This window comes from Phyllobacterium sp. P5_D12, assembly GCF_054049495.1.
The window spans coordinates 1-19212 of record NZ_JBFUMG010000001.1 but is presented as its reverse complement, the minus strand read 5'-3'; the positions used below and the strand labels follow the sequence as shown (position 1 = coordinate 19212).

Annotated in this window: 16 protein-coding genes; 10 read left to right on the top strand and 6 right to left on the bottom strand. The window is 56.4% G+C overall.

Features of this window, described 5'->3' with window-relative positions; genetic code table 11:
• The first annotated feature begins 347 nt into the window (after positions 1-347).
• On the top strand, positions 348-1541 hold the full coding sequence (locus ACXJ5O_RS00080; protein WP_457298088.1) for a hypothetical protein: 1194 nt from the start codon (positions 348-350) through the stop codon (positions 1539-1541).
• Between the two features lie 441 nt (positions 1542-1982).
• Here ACXJ5O_RS00080 and ACXJ5O_RS00075 read toward each other — a convergent pair whose 3' ends face one another.
• Complete coding sequence (locus ACXJ5O_RS00075; protein ID WP_271895251.1) at positions 1983-2105, bottom strand: hypothetical protein; 123 nt, start codon at positions 2103-2105, stop codon at positions 1983-1985.
• 238 nt (positions 2106-2343) lie between these two features.
• Here ACXJ5O_RS00075 and ACXJ5O_RS00070 point away from each other — a divergent pair, with 238 nt between their 5' ends.
• Together ACXJ5O_RS00070 and ACXJ5O_RS00065 are read left to right on the top strand one after the other, a co-directional pair.
• Complete coding sequence (locus tag ACXJ5O_RS00070; protein WP_457298087.1) at positions 2344-4401, top strand: ATP-dependent helicase; 2058 nt, start codon at positions 2344-2346, stop codon at positions 4399-4401.
• A gap of 46 nt (positions 4402-4447) precedes the next feature.
• Positions 4448-4879 carry a DUF1810 domain-containing protein gene (locus ACXJ5O_RS00065; protein ID WP_457298086.1) on the top strand — a complete coding sequence of 144 codons (432 nt, stop codon included), beginning with the start codon at positions 4448-4450 and terminating at the stop codon, positions 4877-4879.
• 44 nt (positions 4880-4923) lie between these two features.
• On the opposite strand, the gene ACXJ5O_RS00060 is transcribed toward ACXJ5O_RS00065, so the two are convergent.
• Complete coding sequence (locus ACXJ5O_RS00060; protein ID WP_457298085.1) at positions 4924-6471, bottom strand: calcium-binding protein; 1548 nt, start codon at positions 6469-6471, stop codon at positions 4924-4926.
• A gap of 483 nt (positions 6472-6954) precedes the next feature.
• On the opposite strand from ACXJ5O_RS00060, the gene ACXJ5O_RS00055 reads away from it, so the two are divergent.
• Genes ACXJ5O_RS00055 through ACXJ5O_RS00045 form a run of 3 tightly spaced genes read left to right on the top strand, consistent with a single transcriptional unit; the run spans position 6955 to position 10056 of the window.
• Positions 6955-8007, top strand: a complete 1053-nt coding sequence (locus ACXJ5O_RS00055; RefSeq protein ID WP_457298084.1) for a type III polyketide synthase — start codon at positions 6955-6957, stop codon at positions 8005-8007.
• Positions 8004-8510 (top strand): isoprenylcysteine carboxyl methyltransferase family protein, encoded by a 507-nt coding sequence (locus ACXJ5O_RS00050; RefSeq protein ID WP_457298083.1) that lies wholly within the window; start codon positions 8004-8006, stop codon positions 8508-8510. The genes ACXJ5O_RS00055 and ACXJ5O_RS00050 overlap by 4 nt, the downstream gene beginning before the upstream one ends.
• Positions 8494-10056, top strand: a complete 1563-nt coding sequence (locus ACXJ5O_RS00045; RefSeq protein WP_457298082.1) for a DHA2 family efflux MFS transporter permease subunit — start codon at positions 8494-8496, stop codon at positions 10054-10056. The genes ACXJ5O_RS00050 and ACXJ5O_RS00045 overlap by 17 nt, the downstream gene beginning before the upstream one ends.
• A 56-nt stretch (positions 10057-10112) precedes the next feature.
• Here the strand turns inward: ACXJ5O_RS00045 and ACXJ5O_RS00040 are convergent, their stop codons facing one another.
• From ACXJ5O_RS00040 to ACXJ5O_RS00025, 4 genes are read right to left on the bottom strand one after another with little or no spacing between them, the layout of a single operon-like run.
• Complete coding sequence (locus ACXJ5O_RS00040) at positions 10113-10940, bottom strand: ABC transporter permease (RefSeq protein ID WP_457298081.1); 828 nt, start codon at positions 10938-10940, stop codon at positions 10113-10115.
• A gap of 2 nt (positions 10941-10942) precedes the next feature.
• Entirely contained in the window at positions 10943-12217 is a 1275-nt protein-coding gene (locus tag ACXJ5O_RS00035) for an ABC transporter permease (protein WP_457298080.1), read from the bottom strand.
• 2 nt (positions 12218-12219) lie between these two features.
• Positions 12220-13269, bottom strand: a complete 1050-nt coding sequence (locus ACXJ5O_RS00030) for an ABC transporter substrate-binding protein (protein WP_457298079.1) — start codon at positions 13267-13269, stop codon at positions 12220-12222.
• Between the two features lie 36 nt (positions 13270-13305).
• The gene (locus tag ACXJ5O_RS00025) at positions 13306-14442 is read right to left on the bottom strand and encodes an ABC transporter ATP-binding protein (RefSeq protein ID WP_457298115.1); all 1137 of its coding nucleotides are present in this window, start codon (positions 14440-14442) and stop codon (positions 13306-13308) included.
• 231 nt (positions 14443-14673) lie between these two features.
• On the opposite strand from ACXJ5O_RS00025, the gene ACXJ5O_RS00020 reads away from it, so the two are divergent.
• The 4 genes from ACXJ5O_RS00020 to ACXJ5O_RS00005 all read left to right on the top strand — a co-directional run.
• Positions 14674-16134: an aminotransferase-like domain-containing protein gene (locus tag ACXJ5O_RS00020; protein WP_457298078.1), complete on the top strand. Its 1461-nt coding sequence runs from the start codon at positions 14674-14676 to the stop codon at positions 16132-16134.
• 9 nt (positions 16135-16143) lie between these two features.
• Positions 16144-17391 carry an NAD(P)/FAD-dependent oxidoreductase gene (locus tag ACXJ5O_RS00015; protein WP_457298077.1) on the top strand — a complete coding sequence of 416 codons (1248 nt, stop codon included), beginning with the start codon at positions 16144-16146 and terminating at the stop codon, positions 17389-17391.
• Between the two features lie 89 nt (positions 17392-17480).
• The gene (locus ACXJ5O_RS00010) at positions 17481-18314 is read left to right on the top strand and encodes an alpha/beta fold hydrolase (RefSeq protein ID WP_457298076.1); all 834 of its coding nucleotides are present in this window, start codon (positions 17481-17483) and stop codon (positions 18312-18314) included.
• 192 nt (positions 18315-18506) lie between these two features.
• Positions 18507-19212, top strand: a 706-nt coding sequence (locus ACXJ5O_RS00005) for an FAD-binding protein (RefSeq protein WP_457298075.1), incomplete at its 3' end; no start/stop codon positions are given.

The window sequence follows — 19212 nt, the reverse complement described above, 5'->3', positions numbered from 1 at the left end:
TTAGCTTACAGATTGGATAAGCAATAAAGCCATCAATGGCTAAGAAAAAAACGAAATGTTTTCCTAGTATGGTGAGTTGCTTGTAAAGTTAACTCTGAGGGAAACGTAAAATGCCTACAATAACAAACAAAATAATCAAGGCAAAACGCGGTGGTTTACTCGTTGTAATGGCGATTTCCACTTTAGGATTAGTTTCAACGACGTTTTCGAGCGCCCCAGCATATGCGCAAGCCAAACGCGCTCTTTTTGCCAGTGCAGCTCAATGTCGAACACTTACTAACGATAACGCAGGGCTTTGCTGCTTTGCTCTCAACAGAAAACTGGTTCTTTCAAAGCAACAACTCGATATGTGTCCGCCGTTAACTACGGGGGCAATCACCACGACTTCAACTGCCGAGCGTTCGGGTGGCGACGGAGAGGCAGGCAAATCGGGCCGAAAATCTGGGAGCGGCAATTCTGGTAGTGGGGGCAGCGCCGGCGCGGGCGGTTCTGGCGCGAGCGGTAATTCTGGTACAGGTGGTTCCGGCACAGGTGGCCCTGGGACTGGTGGCCCTGGGACTGGTGGACCTGGCGCTGGTGGACCTGGCGCTGGCGGGCCCGGTACTGGTGGCCCTGGCACTGGCGGGCCTGGCGCTGGGGACCCTGGCACTGGCGGACCTGGCGCTGGCGACCCTGGTACTGGAGGACCCGGCGGTCATCACGGTGGGCACCATGGCGGTCATCACGGTGGCGGCGGCAACCACGGTGGCGGCGGCAACCATGGCGGTGGTGGCAATCACGGCGGTGGTGGCAATCATGGCGATGGTGGCAATCATGGCGGTGGCGGCAATCATGGTGGCGGCGGCAACCACGGTGGCGGCGGCAATCACGGCGGTGGTGGCAATCACGGCGATGGTGGCAATCATGGCGGTGGCGGCAATCATGGTGGTGGCGGCAATCATGGCGGTGGCGGCAATCATGGTGGTGACGGCAATCACGGCGGCGGCGGCAATCATGGTGGTGACGGCAATCACGGCGGCGGCAACAATGGCGGCGGCAACAATGGCGGCGGCAATAATGGCGGCGGCAATCATGGTGGTGACGGCAATCACGGCGGCGGCAACAATGGCGGCGACAATAATGGCGGCGGCAACAATGGCGGCGACAATAATGGCGGCGGCAACAACGGCGGCGGCAATAATGGCGGCGACAACAACGGCGGCGGCAATAATGGCGGCGACAACAATGGCGGCGGCAACAACGGCGGCGGCAACAATGGCGGCGGCAACAATGGCGGCGGCAACAATGGCGGCGGCAACAACGGCGGCGGCAATAATGGCGGCGACAACAATGGCGGCGGCAACAATGGCGGCGGCAACAATGGCGGCGGCAACAATGGTCATGGCAATGGCGATCAGGACGCTCCCGGCAATTCGGGCGGCCACAACAACGGAGAGAATGGTGACCATTCCGGACAGGGTAATTCCGGTGGCGGGAACGGCAACCAAGGCGGAAATGGCGGTAACAACGGCGGTGGCAAAGGGGGTAACGGCCAACGATAGGCCAAACTATCAGAATATCCGAGGTTAAGAATTCAAAGCAGGCTTCAAATCTTCGGAGCCTGTTTTGACATGAACGAGCTAAGCTTTCCTCTTGGGGTTGGATGTCACCGACTGAACAACCAACCTGCAAAAAGCACCGCGACAGTTACCACGACGAAAAGCACCACGTAGGGTCGCATCGGCGTAAGATACGGATCATACTCGGCTTTTGGCGGATCTTGGTCGTCGGAATCCATTTCGGATCATATGCACTTTCATGGAAAAAAGGCCCGGGCGGGGCTGGGGGGATGGGCACCGGGCCTGCTGGGGTCAATCAGCCACGTCAGTCTGCACGGATATGGCAGCCGCTTCAATCAATCGCGGTTTGCTACTATTTCTTAGACAGTATCCAAAAGTATTGTGCCGAAGCTCTCGCGCACTCGTTTATTAATACAAGGTATTTTAGACAAAATTCGCGACGAGTGCTGCCACTATCACGCCAGCAACAAATATGCCGATGTACCAGCCGAGGGAATTGTGAACTGCCCAGACATCTTCATCGTCTTCGTCGAAATCATCGACCATGGTAGCATCCTTTCGGTGGCCAGAGCGATGTGGCTCGATCGCAGGGTATTGGAACTCCGAAATGAGCCTTTGCTGAAATGATCAGCAATAGCAGAACGCCTTGGTACGCCGATGGTTTCATCCCGCTGAAAGCCCGCTGTAACCGTGCACTCAAGCTTGACCTTCCCAACCAATTTCCGTGATGTTACGTTCCCTCTCTGTTCGCGGCTGATTCGCGAGGCTGCCTGTTGGGGACCATATGAGCGCTGCCTATCTGGAAAAACTGAATGCCGAGCAGCGCATGGCGGTGGAATACGGCATAGGACAGGTGGCTGGCCCGCTACTGGTGATTGCTGGAGCCGGTTCGGGCAAGACCAATACGCTTGCGCATCGCGTCGCACATCTGATCGTAAACGGAGCTGATCCGCGCCGGATTTTGCTGATGACGTTTTCACGCCGGGCCGCCGCCGAGATGTCCCGCCGCGTCGAGCGCATATGCGGTCAGGTGCTGGGTGCGAAGTCCGGTATTATGGTCGACGCTCTGGAATGGGCGGGTACATTCCATGGCATTGGCGCCCGTCTATTGCGCGAATATGCGGATCAGATCGGCCTCAGCCCGGATTTTACCATTCATGACCGCGAGGATTCTGCCGATCTGATGAATATCGTCCGGCATGAATTGGGCTTTTCCAAAAAGGAAAGCAGATTTCCGACCAAAGGCACCTGTCTCGCTATTTATTCCCGCACCGTCAATTCGGAACAGCCGCTCGACGAAGTGCTGAAGACCTCCTTTCCCTGGTGTGCTAGCTGGGATGCTCAACTGCGCCAGCTTTTCGCCGCCTATGTCGAAGCCAAGCAGAATCAGAACATTCTCGATTACGACGATTTATTGCTTTACTGGGCGCAAACCGCCAGTGTCTCAATGCTCGCCGACGATATGGGCGGCCGGTTCGACCATGTTTTGGTAGATGAGTACCAGGACACCAACCGCCTGCAATCTTCGATCCTCTTGGCGCTGAAGCCAGGTGGACGGGGCCTTACCGTGGTTGGAGACGACGCACAGTCGATTTACTCGTTTCGCGCCGCGACAGTTCGCAACATCCTGGACTTTCCCAAGGCGTTCAACCCGCCCGCGGATATCATAACGCTCGATAGAAACTACCGCTCTACGCAGACCATCCTTGCCGCCGCCAACGGCGTCATCGACCTGGCCTCGGAACGGTTCACCAAGAATCTCTGGACGGAACGGCAATCGGCTGAACGGCCGCAACTTGTCACCGTTCGCGATGAGACCGATCAGGCGCGTTATATTGTGGAACGTGTGTTGGAGAACCGCGAAACCGGTACCCTTTTAAAACAGCAGGCAGTGCTTTTCCGAACGTCGCATCACAGCGGGCCTCTGGAGGTGGAGTTGACACGCCGCAACATACCCTTCGTCAAATTCGGCGGGCTCAAATTCCTCGATAGCACCCATATCAAGGATATGCTTGYCGCATTACGTTTTGCGCAGAACCCGCGCGACCGCGTGGCGGGTTTCCGGCTGATGCAACTTTTGCCCGGTGTCGGGCCTTCGTCTGCGCAACGTGTGCTGGATCAAATGGCGGAAAAAGCTGATCCAATTGCAGCACTCGCCGACATCTCCGTGCCGCCGCGCGCCGGCGAGGACTGGGTGGGCTTGGTGGAAATGTTACAGCAGATCACTGCAGGGAAACCGGCGTGGCCGGCCGAGATCGAGCAGGCTCGGCTCTGGTACGAACCGCATTTGGAACGCATCCACGAAGATGCCTCAATGCGGCAAGCTGATCTTTTGCAATTGCAACAGATTGCGGCGGGTTATCCATCGCGGGAGCGATTCCTCACTGAATTGACGCTTGATCCRCCGGACGCGACCAGCGACCAGTCCGGTGTGCCGCTGCTTGACGAGGATTATCTGATTCTCTCGACTATCCACTCGGCCAAGGGCCAGGAGTGGAAATCCGTTTATATACTCAATGTTGTCGATGGCTGCATGCCCTCCGACCTCGGTGTCGGTTCTACGGCAGAACTCGAAGAGGAACGGCGATTGCTTTATGTCGCCATGACTCGCGCCAAGGACAATCTCCACCTTGTTGTGCCGMAGCGCTTCTTTACCCATGGCCAGAATGCCCAGGGTGACCGGCATGTTTATGCTTCTCGGACACGATTCATCCCGGCGACGCTGCTGCAATACTTCGAATGCGTCTCATGGCCCCTGGCACGGTCTACCGCGGCCGGACAAACGGAGCCGCCAAAGATGCGCGTGGACATCGGAGCGCGTATGCGAGGCATGTGGCAATAGCGGGCGCGCCGAAAAGCTCGATCAGGAGGTCGCGACACATAGTGTAATGACAGAAGCAACCGAATTTAACCTGGGAAGATTTGTCCAAGTGCAAGAACCTATCTTCGATCAAGTACTCGAGGAATTGAGGTCAGGACAAAAACGCAGTCATTGGATGTGGTTCGTCTTTCCACAGCTGAAGAACCTTGGCCGCTCCTCCATGGCACAGTTTTACGGCATAGCATCGCTTGAAGAGGCGCGAGCTTATCTGGGTCATCGGCTTCTGGGCAACCGGTTGGTGATCTGCACTGAAACATTGTTGACCCACACCGGTACGCCTCTCAATCGAATACTGGGATCTCCAGATGATCTGAAATTCTGTTCGTCGATGACGCTCTTTTCGATGGCATCGAGTGATCCTGTTGTTTTCAAACGTGCCTTGGATCAATTCTGCGACGGTCGCATGGATAAACGGTCCCTAGCGATCTTAGGGTTTTAGCGGAACGGGGGTCCAAGCTTGACTAGGCAAGCGCAGAATTGGCTTCACAGCGTGAAATCATGCGCTGACAATCCGGAATCGAGATGCCCGTCGACCTGAAGAATCAAGTTAGCGATACCGTCGCCATTGCTATCGGCCTCGACCATCCAATGATCGAGATCGGCTGGCCTATCCTGTTGGACCTGGAATACCCGCAGCTCGCCCGCAGAATTCGAGAATTCACTGCCGCCGATAAGATGAAAGGCCTGGTCACCGGATGCAGCGGCATCGGCGTCGATGCCGCTGAGATCGATCCTGTCTCCTTCGGCGGTATTGAAATCGGTGATCGTGTCGCTGCCGGTCTGCGCTGCCCGGAACGCAAAATTATCGCCGGCCTTGTCGAAAGTGAACGTGTCGGCTCCGCCGCTCCCGGTTAGCGTATCGGAGCCAAACCCGCCTTCGATGATATTGTCCGAGGCATTGCCGCCGATTGAATCGTCGAAACGGCTTCCAATGAAATGTTCTATATCGAGATAGTAGTCCGGACCGATATCGGCGGGATCACGTGCCTGGGACATGTCCAGCGTGTCGAAGCCTTCACCGCCCGATATGATGTTGTTGCCGCCATTGCTGACGATGATATCATTTCCGGCACCGCCCATCAGTTCGTCCCGTTCCGTCCCCCCGATGAGCACGTCATTTCCGGCACCACCCCAGATAAAGTCCGGCCCGGCACCGCCGTCGATCAGATCGTTGCCATCGCCACCGGCGATATAGTCCCTGTCGTCGCCCCCGGCAATGAAATCATCACCTGCGCCACCCCAGATATGGTCCACGCCCACGCCGCCACTGATCCTGTCGATACCRTCGCCGCCATTGATGCGATCTCCGCCAGCGCCTCCGCTGATCGTGTCGTCTCCCGCGCCGGCATCGAGACTATCAACTCCATCACCGCCAACGAGATTGTCATTGCCAGCCGCGCCGCTGATCAGATCGTCGCCCGTGCCGCCGTCGATCCAGTCATCGCCATCACCGCCGAGGAGATGATCATTGCCTTCCCCTCCGCTCATCCGGTCATTGTCCAGCCCGCCTTCAAGCCAGTCATTGCCGCTGCCGGCCCGCAGAATGTCATCCCCGATCCCGCCAAGAAGCCTGTCATCTCCGGTTCCGCCATCGAGCGAGTCCGCGCCCAGGCCGCCGGCAAGGATGTCATTGCCGCCGCCACCGACCAGGCCATCGTCGCCGGCAAGGCCTGCAAGCACATTGTCGCGCCCGTCGCCGGTCAGAAGATCATCGAACTCCGATCCCACCACGCTGGAGAATCCGGCGGCGACCCGGTCCCCCCAGGCATCCCCGCCGGCGGCAATGTCGAGGTACCCGTCAGTGCCCACGGARGTTAAATCGATCCGCACCGCCTCGGGCGAGGAGGCATAGCCCACCGTGTCATATATATCGCCGATGAGCGTATCGCCGCCGCCATGGCCTTCAACATACCAGCGAGAGGGACTGTCTATGCGAATTTCCTCGGCCCGATCGGTACCGATGGCAACGTTATAGACACCATTAATCTCTCCGACCCCAAGCAGATCGAACAAAAACCTGTCAATTGGCATTTGAGTCTCCATCTCTGAAAAGACGATAGTATCAATCAACCATCTTCAACTTGAACTAACGTGACAGTTTCCACAAATAAAATTTTGTACGGAGACTATATTGTCGCATGATTGAAATCTTACTTCATTTTTGAAGTATTTTTGCAGAAAGTCAAATTCGCCTCGCGCGAGCATATTCGGCTAACGATAAGAAATCTCGGTGTAGTTTGATTTTCGAACGTTTGTTGAGTGTGTCAGAGGACATGCGACGACACGGCCGTCGTCTTCACCAAACTGGTAGGCATCCAATCGGTTTGCAGATCCCGCCCTTCTTCGACGGCGGCGGCCCTTACTTCTGTCAGTAATTATCGAGACCCGGCGGTATAATTATTCCCCGAATATTGATACCAGTTCAAGTGTTGTCGAACGGATGTGTCCTGCAGGATCCTCGTGGCAGCACTTGTGCCACGTCGACAGCAGAGGCAATGTCACCAAGGAGTGTCGATGTCTCAATCCGTGAAACTGATCTCAATTGGCACAGCAGTGCCCGCCCACATTATTCAGCAACGTGATGCCGCTGCTGCGGCACACAAAGCTTTTTCGGCCCGATTCCGAGACTTTGACCGTTTGGCGAAAGTCTTCGAGAGTTCGGGCATTCGTACGCGCTACGCTGTCCAACCACTAGAATGGTATCTGGAACCTTTGGGGTGGCCGGAAAGAAATGCCGCTTATATCGAGGGAGCGCGCAGTTTGTTCGTCTCAGCTGCCAATACCGCCTTGGAGAAGGCAGGCATCAGGGGAAAAGATGTCGACACGGTTGTGACAATTTCGTCGACGGGTATCGCCACTCCGAGTCTGGAAGCCCGCGTGGCCCAGCAAATGGGATTTCGCGATGACATCGAACGAGTGCCCGTTTTTGGTCTGGGCTGTGCGGGCGGTGTATCCGGGTTCTCCATTGCCTCCCGACTTGCGAAGTCAAGACCTGGAACCGTCGTCCTGTTAGTCGCTGTTGAACTGTGCACACTGGCGTTCCGGTTGGATCAACTGACAAAAGCCAATATCGTTGCCAGCGCGCTTTTCGGGGACGGTGCGGCGGCATGCGTCCTGAAGGTTGCAGACGAAGGAATAGCCGACATCGAGATGTCCGGCCAGCACACTTGGCCAAACACGCTGGACATAATGGGTTGGAGCGTTGACAGACAGGGTTTCGGCGTCATTTTCGATCGCGATATTCCGCCTTTTGCCGAAGAGCGCATCGCCCCGGCCATTTCCGGAATCCTCGGACGCGCGAATCTTGAACTTGCAGACGTCGATAGATTTGCCTGTCATCCCGGCGGAGCCAAGGTCGTGATAGCCCTCGAGACTGCGCTTTCCCTTGGTCAAGGGAGCTTGGATCATGAACGTGACGTGCTATCCAAATTTGGAAATATGTCGGCCCCTACGGCATTGTTCGTTCTCGACCGCGTCGTCGAGCCGGGTTTGCCATCCCGCACATTGCTGACAGCGATGGGCCCGGGCTTCAGCGTCAGCTGTGTCTCACTCAAGAGAGCCGTATGATCGCGGCTTCCATGCTCCTCGCTTTCGTCACTATCGAGCGTCTTGGCGAGCTCGTGCTCGCCAGACATAACACCAAAGCCCTGCTCGCGAAGGGTGCATATGAGGCCGCGCCGGGTCATTATATGTTCATCGTGGCGTTGCATGCTGCCTGGCTTGTCGGCTTGTGGACTTTTGCCTGGGATAAGCCGGTTGAACCGGGATGKCTTGCCGTTTTCATATTGCTCCAAGGCTTGCGGTTCTGGGTGCTTGGGACGTTGGGTAAGCGCTGGACCACACGCATCATCGTTCTGCCGGGAAGCCCTCTCGTGAGAACAGGCCCTTACCGTTTCCTTTCGCATCCGAATTATGTCGTCGTGATCGGAGAGATCGCCGTGCTGCCCTTGTGCTTTGGGCTGGTTTGGTATGCTCTCGCATTCTCCGCGCTGAATGCCTTCGTTCTGGCGGTAAGGATTCGCGAAGAGAATTCCGCGCTTTCGGAGTTGYGCCATGATGCAATGCCCTGATGCAGGCGAAGCGCGGTTGCCAAGTCTTTCAACTTGGCTGGGCTTTTTCGCAATGTGCATCGGGATGTTTATGGCCATTCTCGACGTCCAGATCGTCGCCACGTCGCTACCAACAATCCAGGGTGCTTTGGGCATCAACCCAGATCAGATGAGCTGGATTCAGACCGCCTATTTGATCGCCGAAATCGTTGCGATCCCGCTCACGGGTTTCTTGACCCGCTTGCTTAGTATGCGGCGGCTTTTTGTATCTGGCACATTGCTGTTTACCGCTGCTTCCGTCGGATGTGCGCAAAGCGATAGTTTCAATGCTCTTTTGTGCTGGCGTGTCCTGCAGGGGTTCTCAGGCGGGACCTTGATCCCTTTGGTTTTCTCTGCGGTTTTCCTGTTGTTTCCGCAGCGGCACCAAAGCATCGCCACTACCGTGGCTGGTGTCGTCGCAGTCATGGCTCCGACGGTTGGACCAATCATCGGGGGCTGGATCACGGAGACATACTCATGGCACTGGCTCTTTTTAATCAATGTCGTCCCTGGCCTGGTCGCGGCGTCATTGGCAGCTTTACTGCTTCCGCGCGCGCCAATGGAGCTCAAGTATTTCCGTTTGATTGATTTTCAATCGCTCGCAATGATGGCGATGGGTCTTGCCGCGTTGGAGATCGCATTGAAAGAAGCGCCGCAACGCGGCTGGCTAGGCCCCGTCGTTTTGTCACTTTCGGCTTTCAGTGTGGTTATGCTGGCTGCCTTTACCCGGCGTACATGGACGTCGCTCACGCCGATAGTCGATCTGCATAACTTCAAGGACCGAAATTTCACTATTGGCTGCATTCTGAGTTTTGTTCTGGGCTTCGGTCTGTTCGGATCGGTATATCTCATGCCCGTTTTCCTGGCTTTCGTCAGGGGCCACAACGCACTGCAAATCGGCGAAATAATGCTTGTGACCGGCATTGCGCAGCTGATGATTGCGCCCTTTGCCGTCATGCTGGAACAGCGGGTCGAAGCGAGACTGCTATCAACCATAGGCTTTCTGTTGTTCGCAATTGGCCTCGGTTGCAGTGCGTTTCAAGTACCGCAAACCGATGCTGCCGCGATGTTCTGGCCTCAAGTCATCCGCGGTCTGGCAATAATGTTTTGTCTGCTCCCGCCGACGCGTCTTGCCCTGGGTGGTCTCCAAGATGACAGGGTTCCGGATGCCAGTGGCTTGTTCAATCTGATGCGCAATCTTGGCGGCGCGATAGGTTTGGCGCTGATTGACACGGTCATTTATACGCGATCAACAACGCACGGCATCGCAATAGCCAACGGCTTGCTGGCGGGGGATCAGCGGACGGAAAGATTTATTGGAATGCCTGCCAACGAGGTTGTTGCGCATATGCCGGGCAAATTCGATGCGATTGCTCAGAGCATTTTCAGCCCAATGGTTGCAAGGGCGGCGATGGTGCAATCGATCAATGATGCATGGGCCATGATAGCGCTGATAACTTTGATACCTCTGCTGATCATCATGTTTGCCTACCAGCTTCCACCGAAGGCCTCACCCGGAAATCATTGATGGCCACGCCGTCGGCTCACGTTTGGTGCTACGTCACGTTCACGTAGACACGGATCTCACGCGAATGTTTTTATCTTCCTGGCACCGCGTCTTGCCAGAAGATGGGCAACCACGAGCAATATGATCGAAAGCAGCATCATTAGCGTTGCGGCGGCGGTGATTGCCGGGCTCAGCCTTTCGCGCAGGCCGATGAACATTTCGAGCGGCATCGTTCGCTGATTGGCGCTGGCAAGAAACTGGGCAACGACGACCTCATCAAAGGAAGTTACAAAGGCAAAAGCCGCTCCCGACAGGACGCCGGGCAGGATCAAGGGCAGCATTACCCGATAGAATGCGACGACAGGTTTCGCGCCAGCGATCGATGCCGCCCGCATAAGGTTGCGATCAAATCCCGTCAGGCTGGCACCAACAGTCACGACGACAAAGGGACTGGCGAGGGCGGTATGCGCGAGAATGATCCCCAGATAGGTGCTGGCCAAACCAACCCGTGCATAGAAGAGATAGGACCCTACAGCGGTGATGACCACCGGCACGATCAAGGGGGAGATCACCAGCGGCATGATGATGCGTCGCGCCGGGAATCTGTCGCTGGATAGAGCTATCGCCGTCAACGTCCCGAGCGCCGTGGCGAGGGCTGTGGTGCCGAAGGCGATGATAAGACTGTTCCCTATTGCCGTCTGCCAGCGGTCGGTGCCGAGAACCACCTCGTACCAGCGAGTGGAAAGCCCCTCCAGCGGAAACACGAAAAAGGCACCGCTGTTGAACGAAAGCGGCACAGGAATGAGAATCGGCACCATCAGAAAGGCGATTACGAGGGCGCCCCAGAGCCACAACAATGTAACCCGTATTCGTTCACCGATCGTGGTATAGGGAGACAACAGCATGATCACACCGGCTTCAAGCGATCGAGACCGAGCATGCGGGCAAACACCGCATAAAGTCCCATGGTGAAAACGAGGAGGATAAAACTGAGCGCAGCAGCCATTTCCCAATTCAGTTCGACATTGACGTAGTTGGCAATGAAGTTGCTGATCAGCTGGTCGCCGGCACCACCGATAAGAGCTGGCGTAATGTAGTAGCCGAGGCAGAGAATGAACGTCAGCAAACAGCCCGCCATAATTCCCGGCACAACCTGTGGAAGATAGACGCGCAAGAACGATGTTAACGGCCTGCCGCCCAGGGAATAGGCTGCGCGCATCTGCGACGGCTGGATGGTGCGCATGACGCTGTAGATCGGCAGTAGCGTGAACGGTAACTGGATGTGGGTCATGGCAATGACGAGTCCAAGCCGGCTGTACATCAGGTCAAGCCTGGTACCGGTCACGCCAAGCCAGAGGAGAACATCATTGACCAGCCCGAATTTCTGCAGAAGCACGGTCCATGCTGCGGTCCGCACGAGGATCGACGTCCAGAACGGCAGTAGAACGGCAACAATGAGTATCGCCCCCAGTGTTTTTGGCACGCTGGAAATCAGGTAAGCGAGGGGAAAGCCCAATATGAGCGTAGCAAGCGTAACCGTTGCTGCAACGAGGAAGGTACGTGCGAAGACGCGCAGGAATATAGCCTGCTCTGGCGGGACGCGTTCAATGCTTCCATCGGTGTTCCAGCGAAGGTCGACCGCACTCAAGAGATAGAATGAGGTGAGGGCATGTCTTCCTCTCTCTATTGTCGCCCACGTACCGGGGCTGGTCCAGAACGGCACCGATTTGATGACGGATACAGTGTCAGTCACTCCTTCCTTGTCCAGTGCGCGGGCGGTCTTGAGGATCTGGCTGCGGGCGCCGGGTAACCGTGCATTCAAACTTTTCGCAAATTCGGAAAGATTTCCATTTTGCTGGCTGGCCTTCAGGTCGGCGGCGAGTGCTTCAAGGGTTTTGTCATCGGGGATTCCGTTGCCGCTCCACCTCTGCATCGCAGCGCCGGTAAGCGGTAAAGCATTGGCGATCGTTGGGTCGTAAACGGCCCGCGACAGGAGAATGGCAATCGGAATGCCGAAACTGAGGAGCAACAGGGCAAGGAGTGGCATGGCAAGCGCGAACGAGCGCAGGCGTTCGCGTGCCTGGGATCTTCGGATCGCTGCCGCGACCGACCTGGTGTCGGCCGCATCGGGAGCGGTAATGAACTGCCCCTGATCCATGTTGGTGGGCTGGACCGTGGACATGGCTATTGCGCTAGCCAGGCGTTAAAGCGCTTGACCAGATCCTCGCCATAATCGCCCCAAAACTCGGTATCGGCGACGAGGTAGGATTTCATGTGCTCCGGAGCATTCGGCAATTTGGGCAGCGCATCGGCAGCCACGAACTCAGTTGCGTCGGTACGCACCGGACCATAGGTGATGTGGCTTGCAAGCTTGGCGTTGTTCTCGGGCTTGCTGATATAGGCGAGATATTTATAGGCGAGCTCCGGGTTCTTCGCGCCTTTCGGAATGCTGATCATGTCATACTCAAGGATCTGACCGTCCCAGACGATCTTGAACGGCTTTGAATCCGTGTCGATCGCATTCTGGATGCGGCCGTTCCACGCCGTCGTCATGACCACTTCTTTTGAGGCAAGCAATTGTGCCGGTTGCGCGCCGGCATCCCACCAGACAATATCGCTCTTGATCGTATCCAGCTTCTTGAATGCGCGATCAACGCCTTCCGGGGTGCCAAGGACCTCGTAAACCTGATCTGCCGGCACTCCGTCGGCCATGAGCGCCCATTCAAGATTCTGCGCGGGGAATTTCCGCATTGCGCGCTTGCCGGGGAACTTCGTCGTGTCGAAGATGTCGAGCACGGACGTCGGCGCTTCCTTCAGGACATTTGGATCATAGGCGAGGATGTCGCCATAGGCATCAAGGCCGACGCCACACTTGAGAGCGGAGCCCTCGATGAATTTGGATTGGTCGGCGATTTTTGAATAATCGAGGGGTTCGAGAATGCCTGCATCACAACCCTGCAGAACCGTAGCAGTCTCGACGGTAACAAGGTCTATCGGCACATTACCCGTGTCGACCATGGCTTTGACCTTGCCGAGATCGCCAAGATATTCCTGTTCGACAATCTTGATGCCGGTTTCCTTGCTGAAAGGTTCGAACCAGGCTTTACGCTGCGCGTCCTGCCACGCACCGCCGCTGGCCATGATCGACAACTCCTCGGCAATGGCAGAATGACTGAAAAGTGCGCAGACGGCGACTGTCGCCAAGGCAACGGAATGGAAAGAATTGCGTTTCATGGGTCCCTCTCTTGTTCTTAGTTGTGGTCGTTGTACCTATTGCTGTGCCGGAAATGCGCGGCAATCCGTGTGAGACCAGCCGAGCCTAATTCGTTGAGCTTCTGTCGTTATCGTTTCAGGGCCAACCTTCACGCTCAGCAATTGGCCATTGTCGAGCCGCGCAAGGAGCCGCAAATGATCGCCGAGATAGATTCTTCCTTCGACAGTTGCCTCGAAATCGTTCTCCTCATCGGCAGCCGCAGCGATCCGAATGCATTCAGGGCGGATGGCGACTTGGCATGAGGTTCCTTGAGTTCCAATGTCGATGGGAGTTGCGCGGAGGAGTCCGCCACCCTTCAGGGCTACTTGGCAAACATGGCCCGAGATCTGGTCGACAACGCCTTCGAGCGTGTTGTTCTCGCCGATAAAACTCGCGACGAAAGGGCTCTCCGGCTTTTTGTACAAATTGTCCGGCGTGCCTATCTGGGCGATGCCGCCGTTGTTGAATACAGCGACGCGATCCGACATGGTCAGCGCTTCGCTCTGATCGTGGGTGACGTAAACGATGGTCACTCCCAACATGGAATGAAGCTGCTTGATCTCAAGCTGCATGTGTTCGCGCAGCTTCTTGTCAAGCGCTCCAAGCGGCTCGTCCATGAGAACAAGGCTTGGTTCGAACACCAGCGCTCGAGCTAGTGCGACGCGCTGCTGCTGCCCACCCGAGAGCTGCCCAGGCCGACGGTCGCCGAACTTCCGCAGCTGGATCATATCCAGCGCCTTATGGACGCGGGTGGTTACGTCAGCTTTCGAAAATTTGCGTACGGAAAGCGGGAACCCGACGTTCTCCTCGACAGTCATGTGCGGAAACAGCGCGTAGTTTTGGAAGACCATGCCAATGTTGCGTTCATAGGGTGGTCGACGGTCGACAGATTGCCCGTCTAACATGATGCTGCCATTGGTCGGACGCTCGAAGCCCGCCAGCATGTTCAGCGTGGTCGTTTTGCCGGAGCCTGAAGGCCCGAGCAATGTAAGGAATTCGCCCTTTGCCACATGCATGTTGAGCCGTGTCACTGCAAACGTGCGGCCATCGTAGGATTTTTCCACGTCAACAAATTCGACAAAGCGATCGGGTTCGGCGTGAGAGACGCCTTTCGCAGTTAACGTTTCAAATTGTCTATCCGTATGCGCGACCATCATTGGACCGGGTCACCAGCTACAATATGCGGCGTGCGCGGTTGGAGTTGCATCCACTCTGCTTCACGCAACCAAAGTTTTGGGCACATCTGCTCCTCCTCGGGGGATCTTTGAACTTATATGATCATACAATCGGCCATTGGTGGGATAATGAACCATACAATCGGTATGTCAAGTTCTAATTGTGTGGCATTTCCAACAAAAATTATGTTGATTGAAAAGTTATCCCACATGAATTCGATTGTTTGGCCATTTGTCGTATGGTACAAGCCGGATGTTAACGCGCAGAATGGCTCAATATTGATGATGCAAGATTTGCAGCTTTCCGGAGGCGAAGGCCCCGTTTACCGTCGCCTTGCGGACGCAATTGCCGACCGGATCGCGAGCGGTCTGCTCACTGCCGGCGAACGGCTGCCGCCCCAACGCGAGATCGCCCAAAGCCTTGGAATCAATGTAACAACCGTAACGCGGGCTTTCTCCACGCTTCAGGAGCGCGGGCTTATCGATGCGCGGCCAGGCAGGGGCATGCTTGTCGCGGATCAGAAGAATGACGCTGGGGCTGGCTTCGTTTCTGCTCCAAGCGAAGAGGCAGGTATCGTCGACCTTTCGATCAACCGCCCCGCTACCAATGCCTATCTCGACGTTTTCACAGCGCTTCTGCCACGACTTGCCAAGAACCGCCACTATGATTCAATTCAGGACTACCATCCTGCCGAGGGGCCGCTCTGGGCACGAACGGCAGTGGCGGATTGGCTGAAGTCAGTTGCGGGTGACGGCGATCCGGGGAGGGTTGTACTGACAATCGGTGCCCAGCATGCCCTCGACTGCGTCCTTAGTGCCGTGACCCAGAAAAGCGATGTCATTCTAGCCGATGAAGTGACATACCAGGGCATCAATGCCCTCTGTCGCTCGCACGGTCTCGACCTGCGGGGCATCGCGACGGACAAGGGTGGGCTCAGGCCCGACGCCTTCGACGCCGCCTGCGTACAATGGCGACCGAGAGCGGTTTTCTTGGTGCCCAGCCTGCATAATCCGACAACAATCACCCTCTCGGAAACGCGACGCAGAGAAATTGTTGAAATAGCGCGGCGACACAATGTGCTTATCATCGAAGATGATGTCTACCGTCCGCTGCTCAACGAGTCCCCGCCGTCGTTCGCTAGTCTCGAACCGGAACTAACCGTTTATATCGGCGGATTTTCCAAGTGCGTGGCGCCGGGATTGAGATTTGGCTTTGCTATTGGGCCGCGATTCATGATGGGGCAGGTGGCGGCAGCGCTCCGAATCAACTGCTGGAGCGTTAATCCGATGGCTGCGCTGATCGCAACCATTCTACTCGAAGAGGGCACCGCGGTTGAGGTGATCGACGCCCAGAAAGCGGAGCTTTCACAACGGCAACACATTCTCACCGAAATGCTTGGAGACTTCGATCTTCAGACCGATGTGACCTCAACCCACGCTTGGTTACACTTGCCCGAACCCTGGCGCGGCGCCAGCTTTGCCCGCACGTGCCTGCAGCGAGGCGTTGGTGTTTTGCCTGGTGATGCTTTCGCAATCGGACGTGAACCCGTGCAGCACGGCGTACGCATCAATGTCGGTGCGGCTCGCTCCCGGGACGACCTCCGGCGTGCTCTGAAGACAATGCGCGAATTGTTGGAAGCGGGTCATCTGCAGATTCCGGGCTTCGTCTAGGAGAATCAAGTGAGCGAGTCAAAGAGCGTCGAAATCGCAATTGTTGGCGCTGGCGTGATCGGTCTAACGATAGCATTGCGACTGGCTTCAGAGGGGCGCGAGGTCCTTATGATCGACCCGAACGAACCTGGTTCGGGAGCGTCGTTCGGAAATGCCGGAACATTTGCAGACTACGCTTGCGTGCCAGTGGGCAACCCGGATGTTCTCAAAAATCTGCCGCGACTATTGTTCGATGCCGACAGCCCGTTTTCATTGCGTTGGGCAGCACTCTTCCAGATTGCACCTTGGCTGGTGAAGTTTGTACGTCAATCCCTGCCTGCGGCGGCCCGCGCAAATGCTGCTGCTCTGGCAGACTTGCTGGTCGAAGCTCTGCCGGCTTGGGAAGAGATGACGGTGGAAGCCGGAGCCGAAAAACTCATGCGCAGGAACGGCTGTCTTTATGTGCAGCAAAACACGAGCAACCGCTCCCGCGGGTCGTGGGCTCATTCGATTCGGTGCGAACTCGGGATGCGTCAGGAAACACTCAGTGCGGAGGAAGTGACTGCGATGGAGCCGACGCTTCCGCGGTTCGAGGGCTCCGGCGTCTTTTTCCCCGACTCCATACATGTCACGGATCCGAGCGCGTTGATGCGTCGGCTGGCCGCAGCAGGAAAAGCCAAAGGCGTTGGCGTTCATAGATCGCGAGTGGTTAAACTCAAAATCACTGGCGATGGGACCCATCTTAGCGGGCCCGATCTTGATCTGACGGCCAAAACCGTAGTGATCGCGGCTGGCGCTTTTTCCAGGGAACTCGCTTTGCAGGCGGGGGACAGGATTCCACTCGAAACCGAGCGGGGTTACCATCTCGAATTTGCAACGGAAAGTCCGCTGCTCCAGCGTCCCGTTTGTCCAACCCATCTCGGATTTTACATGACGCCGATGGCCGGCAGGCTTCGGGTTGCCGGCACAGTGGAACTTGGCGGAACCTCGGCTGGCCCCAATCCTTCGCGGTTTGAACTCCTGGACCGCGGAGTCCGGCAGTATTTCCCCGAATTGGATCAGGCTTCAGCGAGGTGGCTGGGTTTCAGGCCGTCTCTGCCGGATTCGCGGCCGGTCATTGGACGGAGCCGCAATAGCGAGAATGTGGTCTATGCCTTTGGCCACGGCCATCTCGGACTCACCTTGGCCGCCATCACGAGCAGATTAGTCGCCGGGCTCATCAACGGCAACACGGACCCGGTGACGGCACGCTTCACGCCAGAACGATTTGGTAGATGAACGATAGACAGTATCGCCGATACGCTCCTTGAAAGTACAGTCTGCGGCAACCCGCACGATGTCTTCTCGAACAACAAGGAGAATATTTGATGTTGTGGAAACTCGATGAAACCGTTGAAACATCTACTGGCACCGTAGCGGCGGGTCGACTTGGTAACGGGCCCGCACTGGTACTCGCCCATGGCTGGCCGTGGTCTTCATTCTCATGGCATCGGATAATTCCGGATCTTGCAAAGAGGTACCACGTTCATTGGTACGATATGCCCGGATACGGGCGATCCGACAAAGGCGCGGAGCACCGCACATCGCTGGACGTGCAAGGACAGGTCTTTACCGAGATGCTTGGGTATTGGGGCCTTAAGGAGCCGATCGTCGTTGCCCATGACATGGGCGGAGCGACGACGCTGCGAGCGCACTTGCTGCATGATTGCGACTTCGACAAATATGTTCTCATGAACGTTGTCGCGATGCGTCCTTGGGGATCGGAGTTCTTCGCTCATGTTGGTCGCCATGTGGATGCATTTCTGGGGGTACCGCAGCACATCCATCAGGCGATCGTGCGGGCTTACATCCAAGGGGCGCTAGTCAATAGCGTCGATGCCGGTGATTTCGAGAAACTTGTCGAGCCGTGGCTTTCCGAAGAGGGGCGAGAAAGCTTCTATCGGCAATTCGCGCAAGCCGACGAAAAATACACTGCCGACGTCGAGCCGATGTTCGGAGATATTCGGTGTCCGGTAAAGATCATCTGGGGCGAGGACGATCCATGGATTCCGCTGGAGCGAGGCAAAGCGCTTCATGCACTGATCCCGCAGGCCTCGTTTGAAATCTTGCATGGCGTCGGCCATTTACCTCAGCTCGAAGCCCCGCATCTCGTTCTGCAACAGCTGAACTCATTTCTATCACGTGAACACGAAGGCAGATAAAGGAGGCGCTCATGGTAACCAGTTCGACACTAATTGCCTTCGATCCACGACGAGCGCGTGGTTTGAAAACGCCAATGCGAGAGAGGGGCTTGTCCCCTTACCGCCTCTCCATGGAACCTTGGTTATTGAAAGCCGAAGTTGCGAATCCGTAGCAACTGACTTCGCAATATCGTTGCCGCGCGCCCGTCGGCCGTGCTTGACCCGGGCTCAACGAGAGATATCGCTATAGTCGCTAGGTTTTGTCAGCAGCACCGGATCCCCTTGGCTATGCGCGGGCAGGGGCACTCCACCAACGGTCAGGCTCTGGTAGGTGGAGGTATCATTATTGATAGTTCGACGTGGCACAGCGTCCGCGATGTTTTAACAACGCACATCGTCGTTGATGCTGGGATCCAATGGCGCGACGTACYGGCTGCAACCCTTCCGCTCGGTCTAACTCCACCTGTCCTGCCGGATTATCTCGGGCTGTCCGTGGGGGGAACCCTCGTAGTAGGTGGCCTTGGCGGCACCTCCGCAACCTACGGCGCTCAAGCCGACAACGTCGACTCACTCGAGCTAGTCCTATTGAATGAGGATACGGCTGATTGTTCGGCGACCCGCAACCCGGACCTTTTCCATACTACGCTGTGCGGGCTGGGCCAATGCGCCCTCATTACTCGAGCAACACTGAAACTTGTTTCTGCGTCGACCATAGTGCGGAGGTTCAAACTCTCATACCAGGCTTTCAGCGATCTCGTGTTCGATCAGGATTGGTTGATAAGGGAAGGTCGGTTCGACTATCTCGAAGGACAAATCTACGCGGACGATGCCGGCTCGTGGTGCTATGTCTTGGAAGCGGGCAAGTATTTGGACTCATTCGGAAATCACGATAACCATGACCTGCTGAAAGGTCTAAGGA

Coding starts and splice junctions, on each gene's coding strand:
- ACXJ5O_RS00080 (WP_457298088.1), top strand. CDS start 348: ATGTGTCCGCCGTTAACTACGGGGGCAATCACCACGACTTCAACTGCC.
- ACXJ5O_RS00075 (WP_271895251.1), bottom strand. CDS start 2,105: ATGGTCGATGATTTCGACGAAGACGATGAAGATGTCTGGGCAGTTCAC.
- ACXJ5O_RS00065 (WP_457298086.1), top strand. CDS start 4,448: ATGACAGAAGCAACCGAATTTAACCTGGGAAGATTTGTCCAAGTGCAA.
- ACXJ5O_RS00055 (WP_457298084.1), top strand. CDS start 6,955: ATGTCTCAATCCGTGAAACTGATCTCAATTGGCACAGCAGTGCCCGCC.
- ACXJ5O_RS00045 (WP_457298082.1), top strand. CDS start 8,494: ATGATGCAATGCCCTGATGCAGGCGAAGCGCGGTTGCCAAGTCTTTCA.
- ACXJ5O_RS00040 (WP_457298081.1), bottom strand. CDS start 10,940: ATGCTGTTGTCTCCCTATACCACGATCGGTGAACGAATACGGGTTACA.
- ACXJ5O_RS00035 (WP_457298080.1), bottom strand. CDS start 12,217: ATGTCCACGGTCCAGCCCACCAACATGGATCAGGGGCAGTTCATTACC.
- ACXJ5O_RS00030 (WP_457298079.1), bottom strand. CDS start 13,269: ATGAAACGCAATTCTTTCCATTCCGTTGCCTTGGCGACAGTCGCCGTC.
- ACXJ5O_RS00025 (WP_457298115.1), bottom strand. CDS start 14,442: ATGGTCGCGCATACGGATAGACAATTTGAAACGTTAACTGCGAAAGGC.
- ACXJ5O_RS00020 (WP_457298078.1), top strand. CDS start 14,674: ATGAATTCGATTGTTTGGCCATTTGTCGTATGGTACAAGCCGGATGTT.
- ACXJ5O_RS00010 (WP_457298076.1), top strand. CDS start 17,481: ATGTTGTGGAAACTCGATGAAACCGTTGAAACATCTACTGGCACCGTA.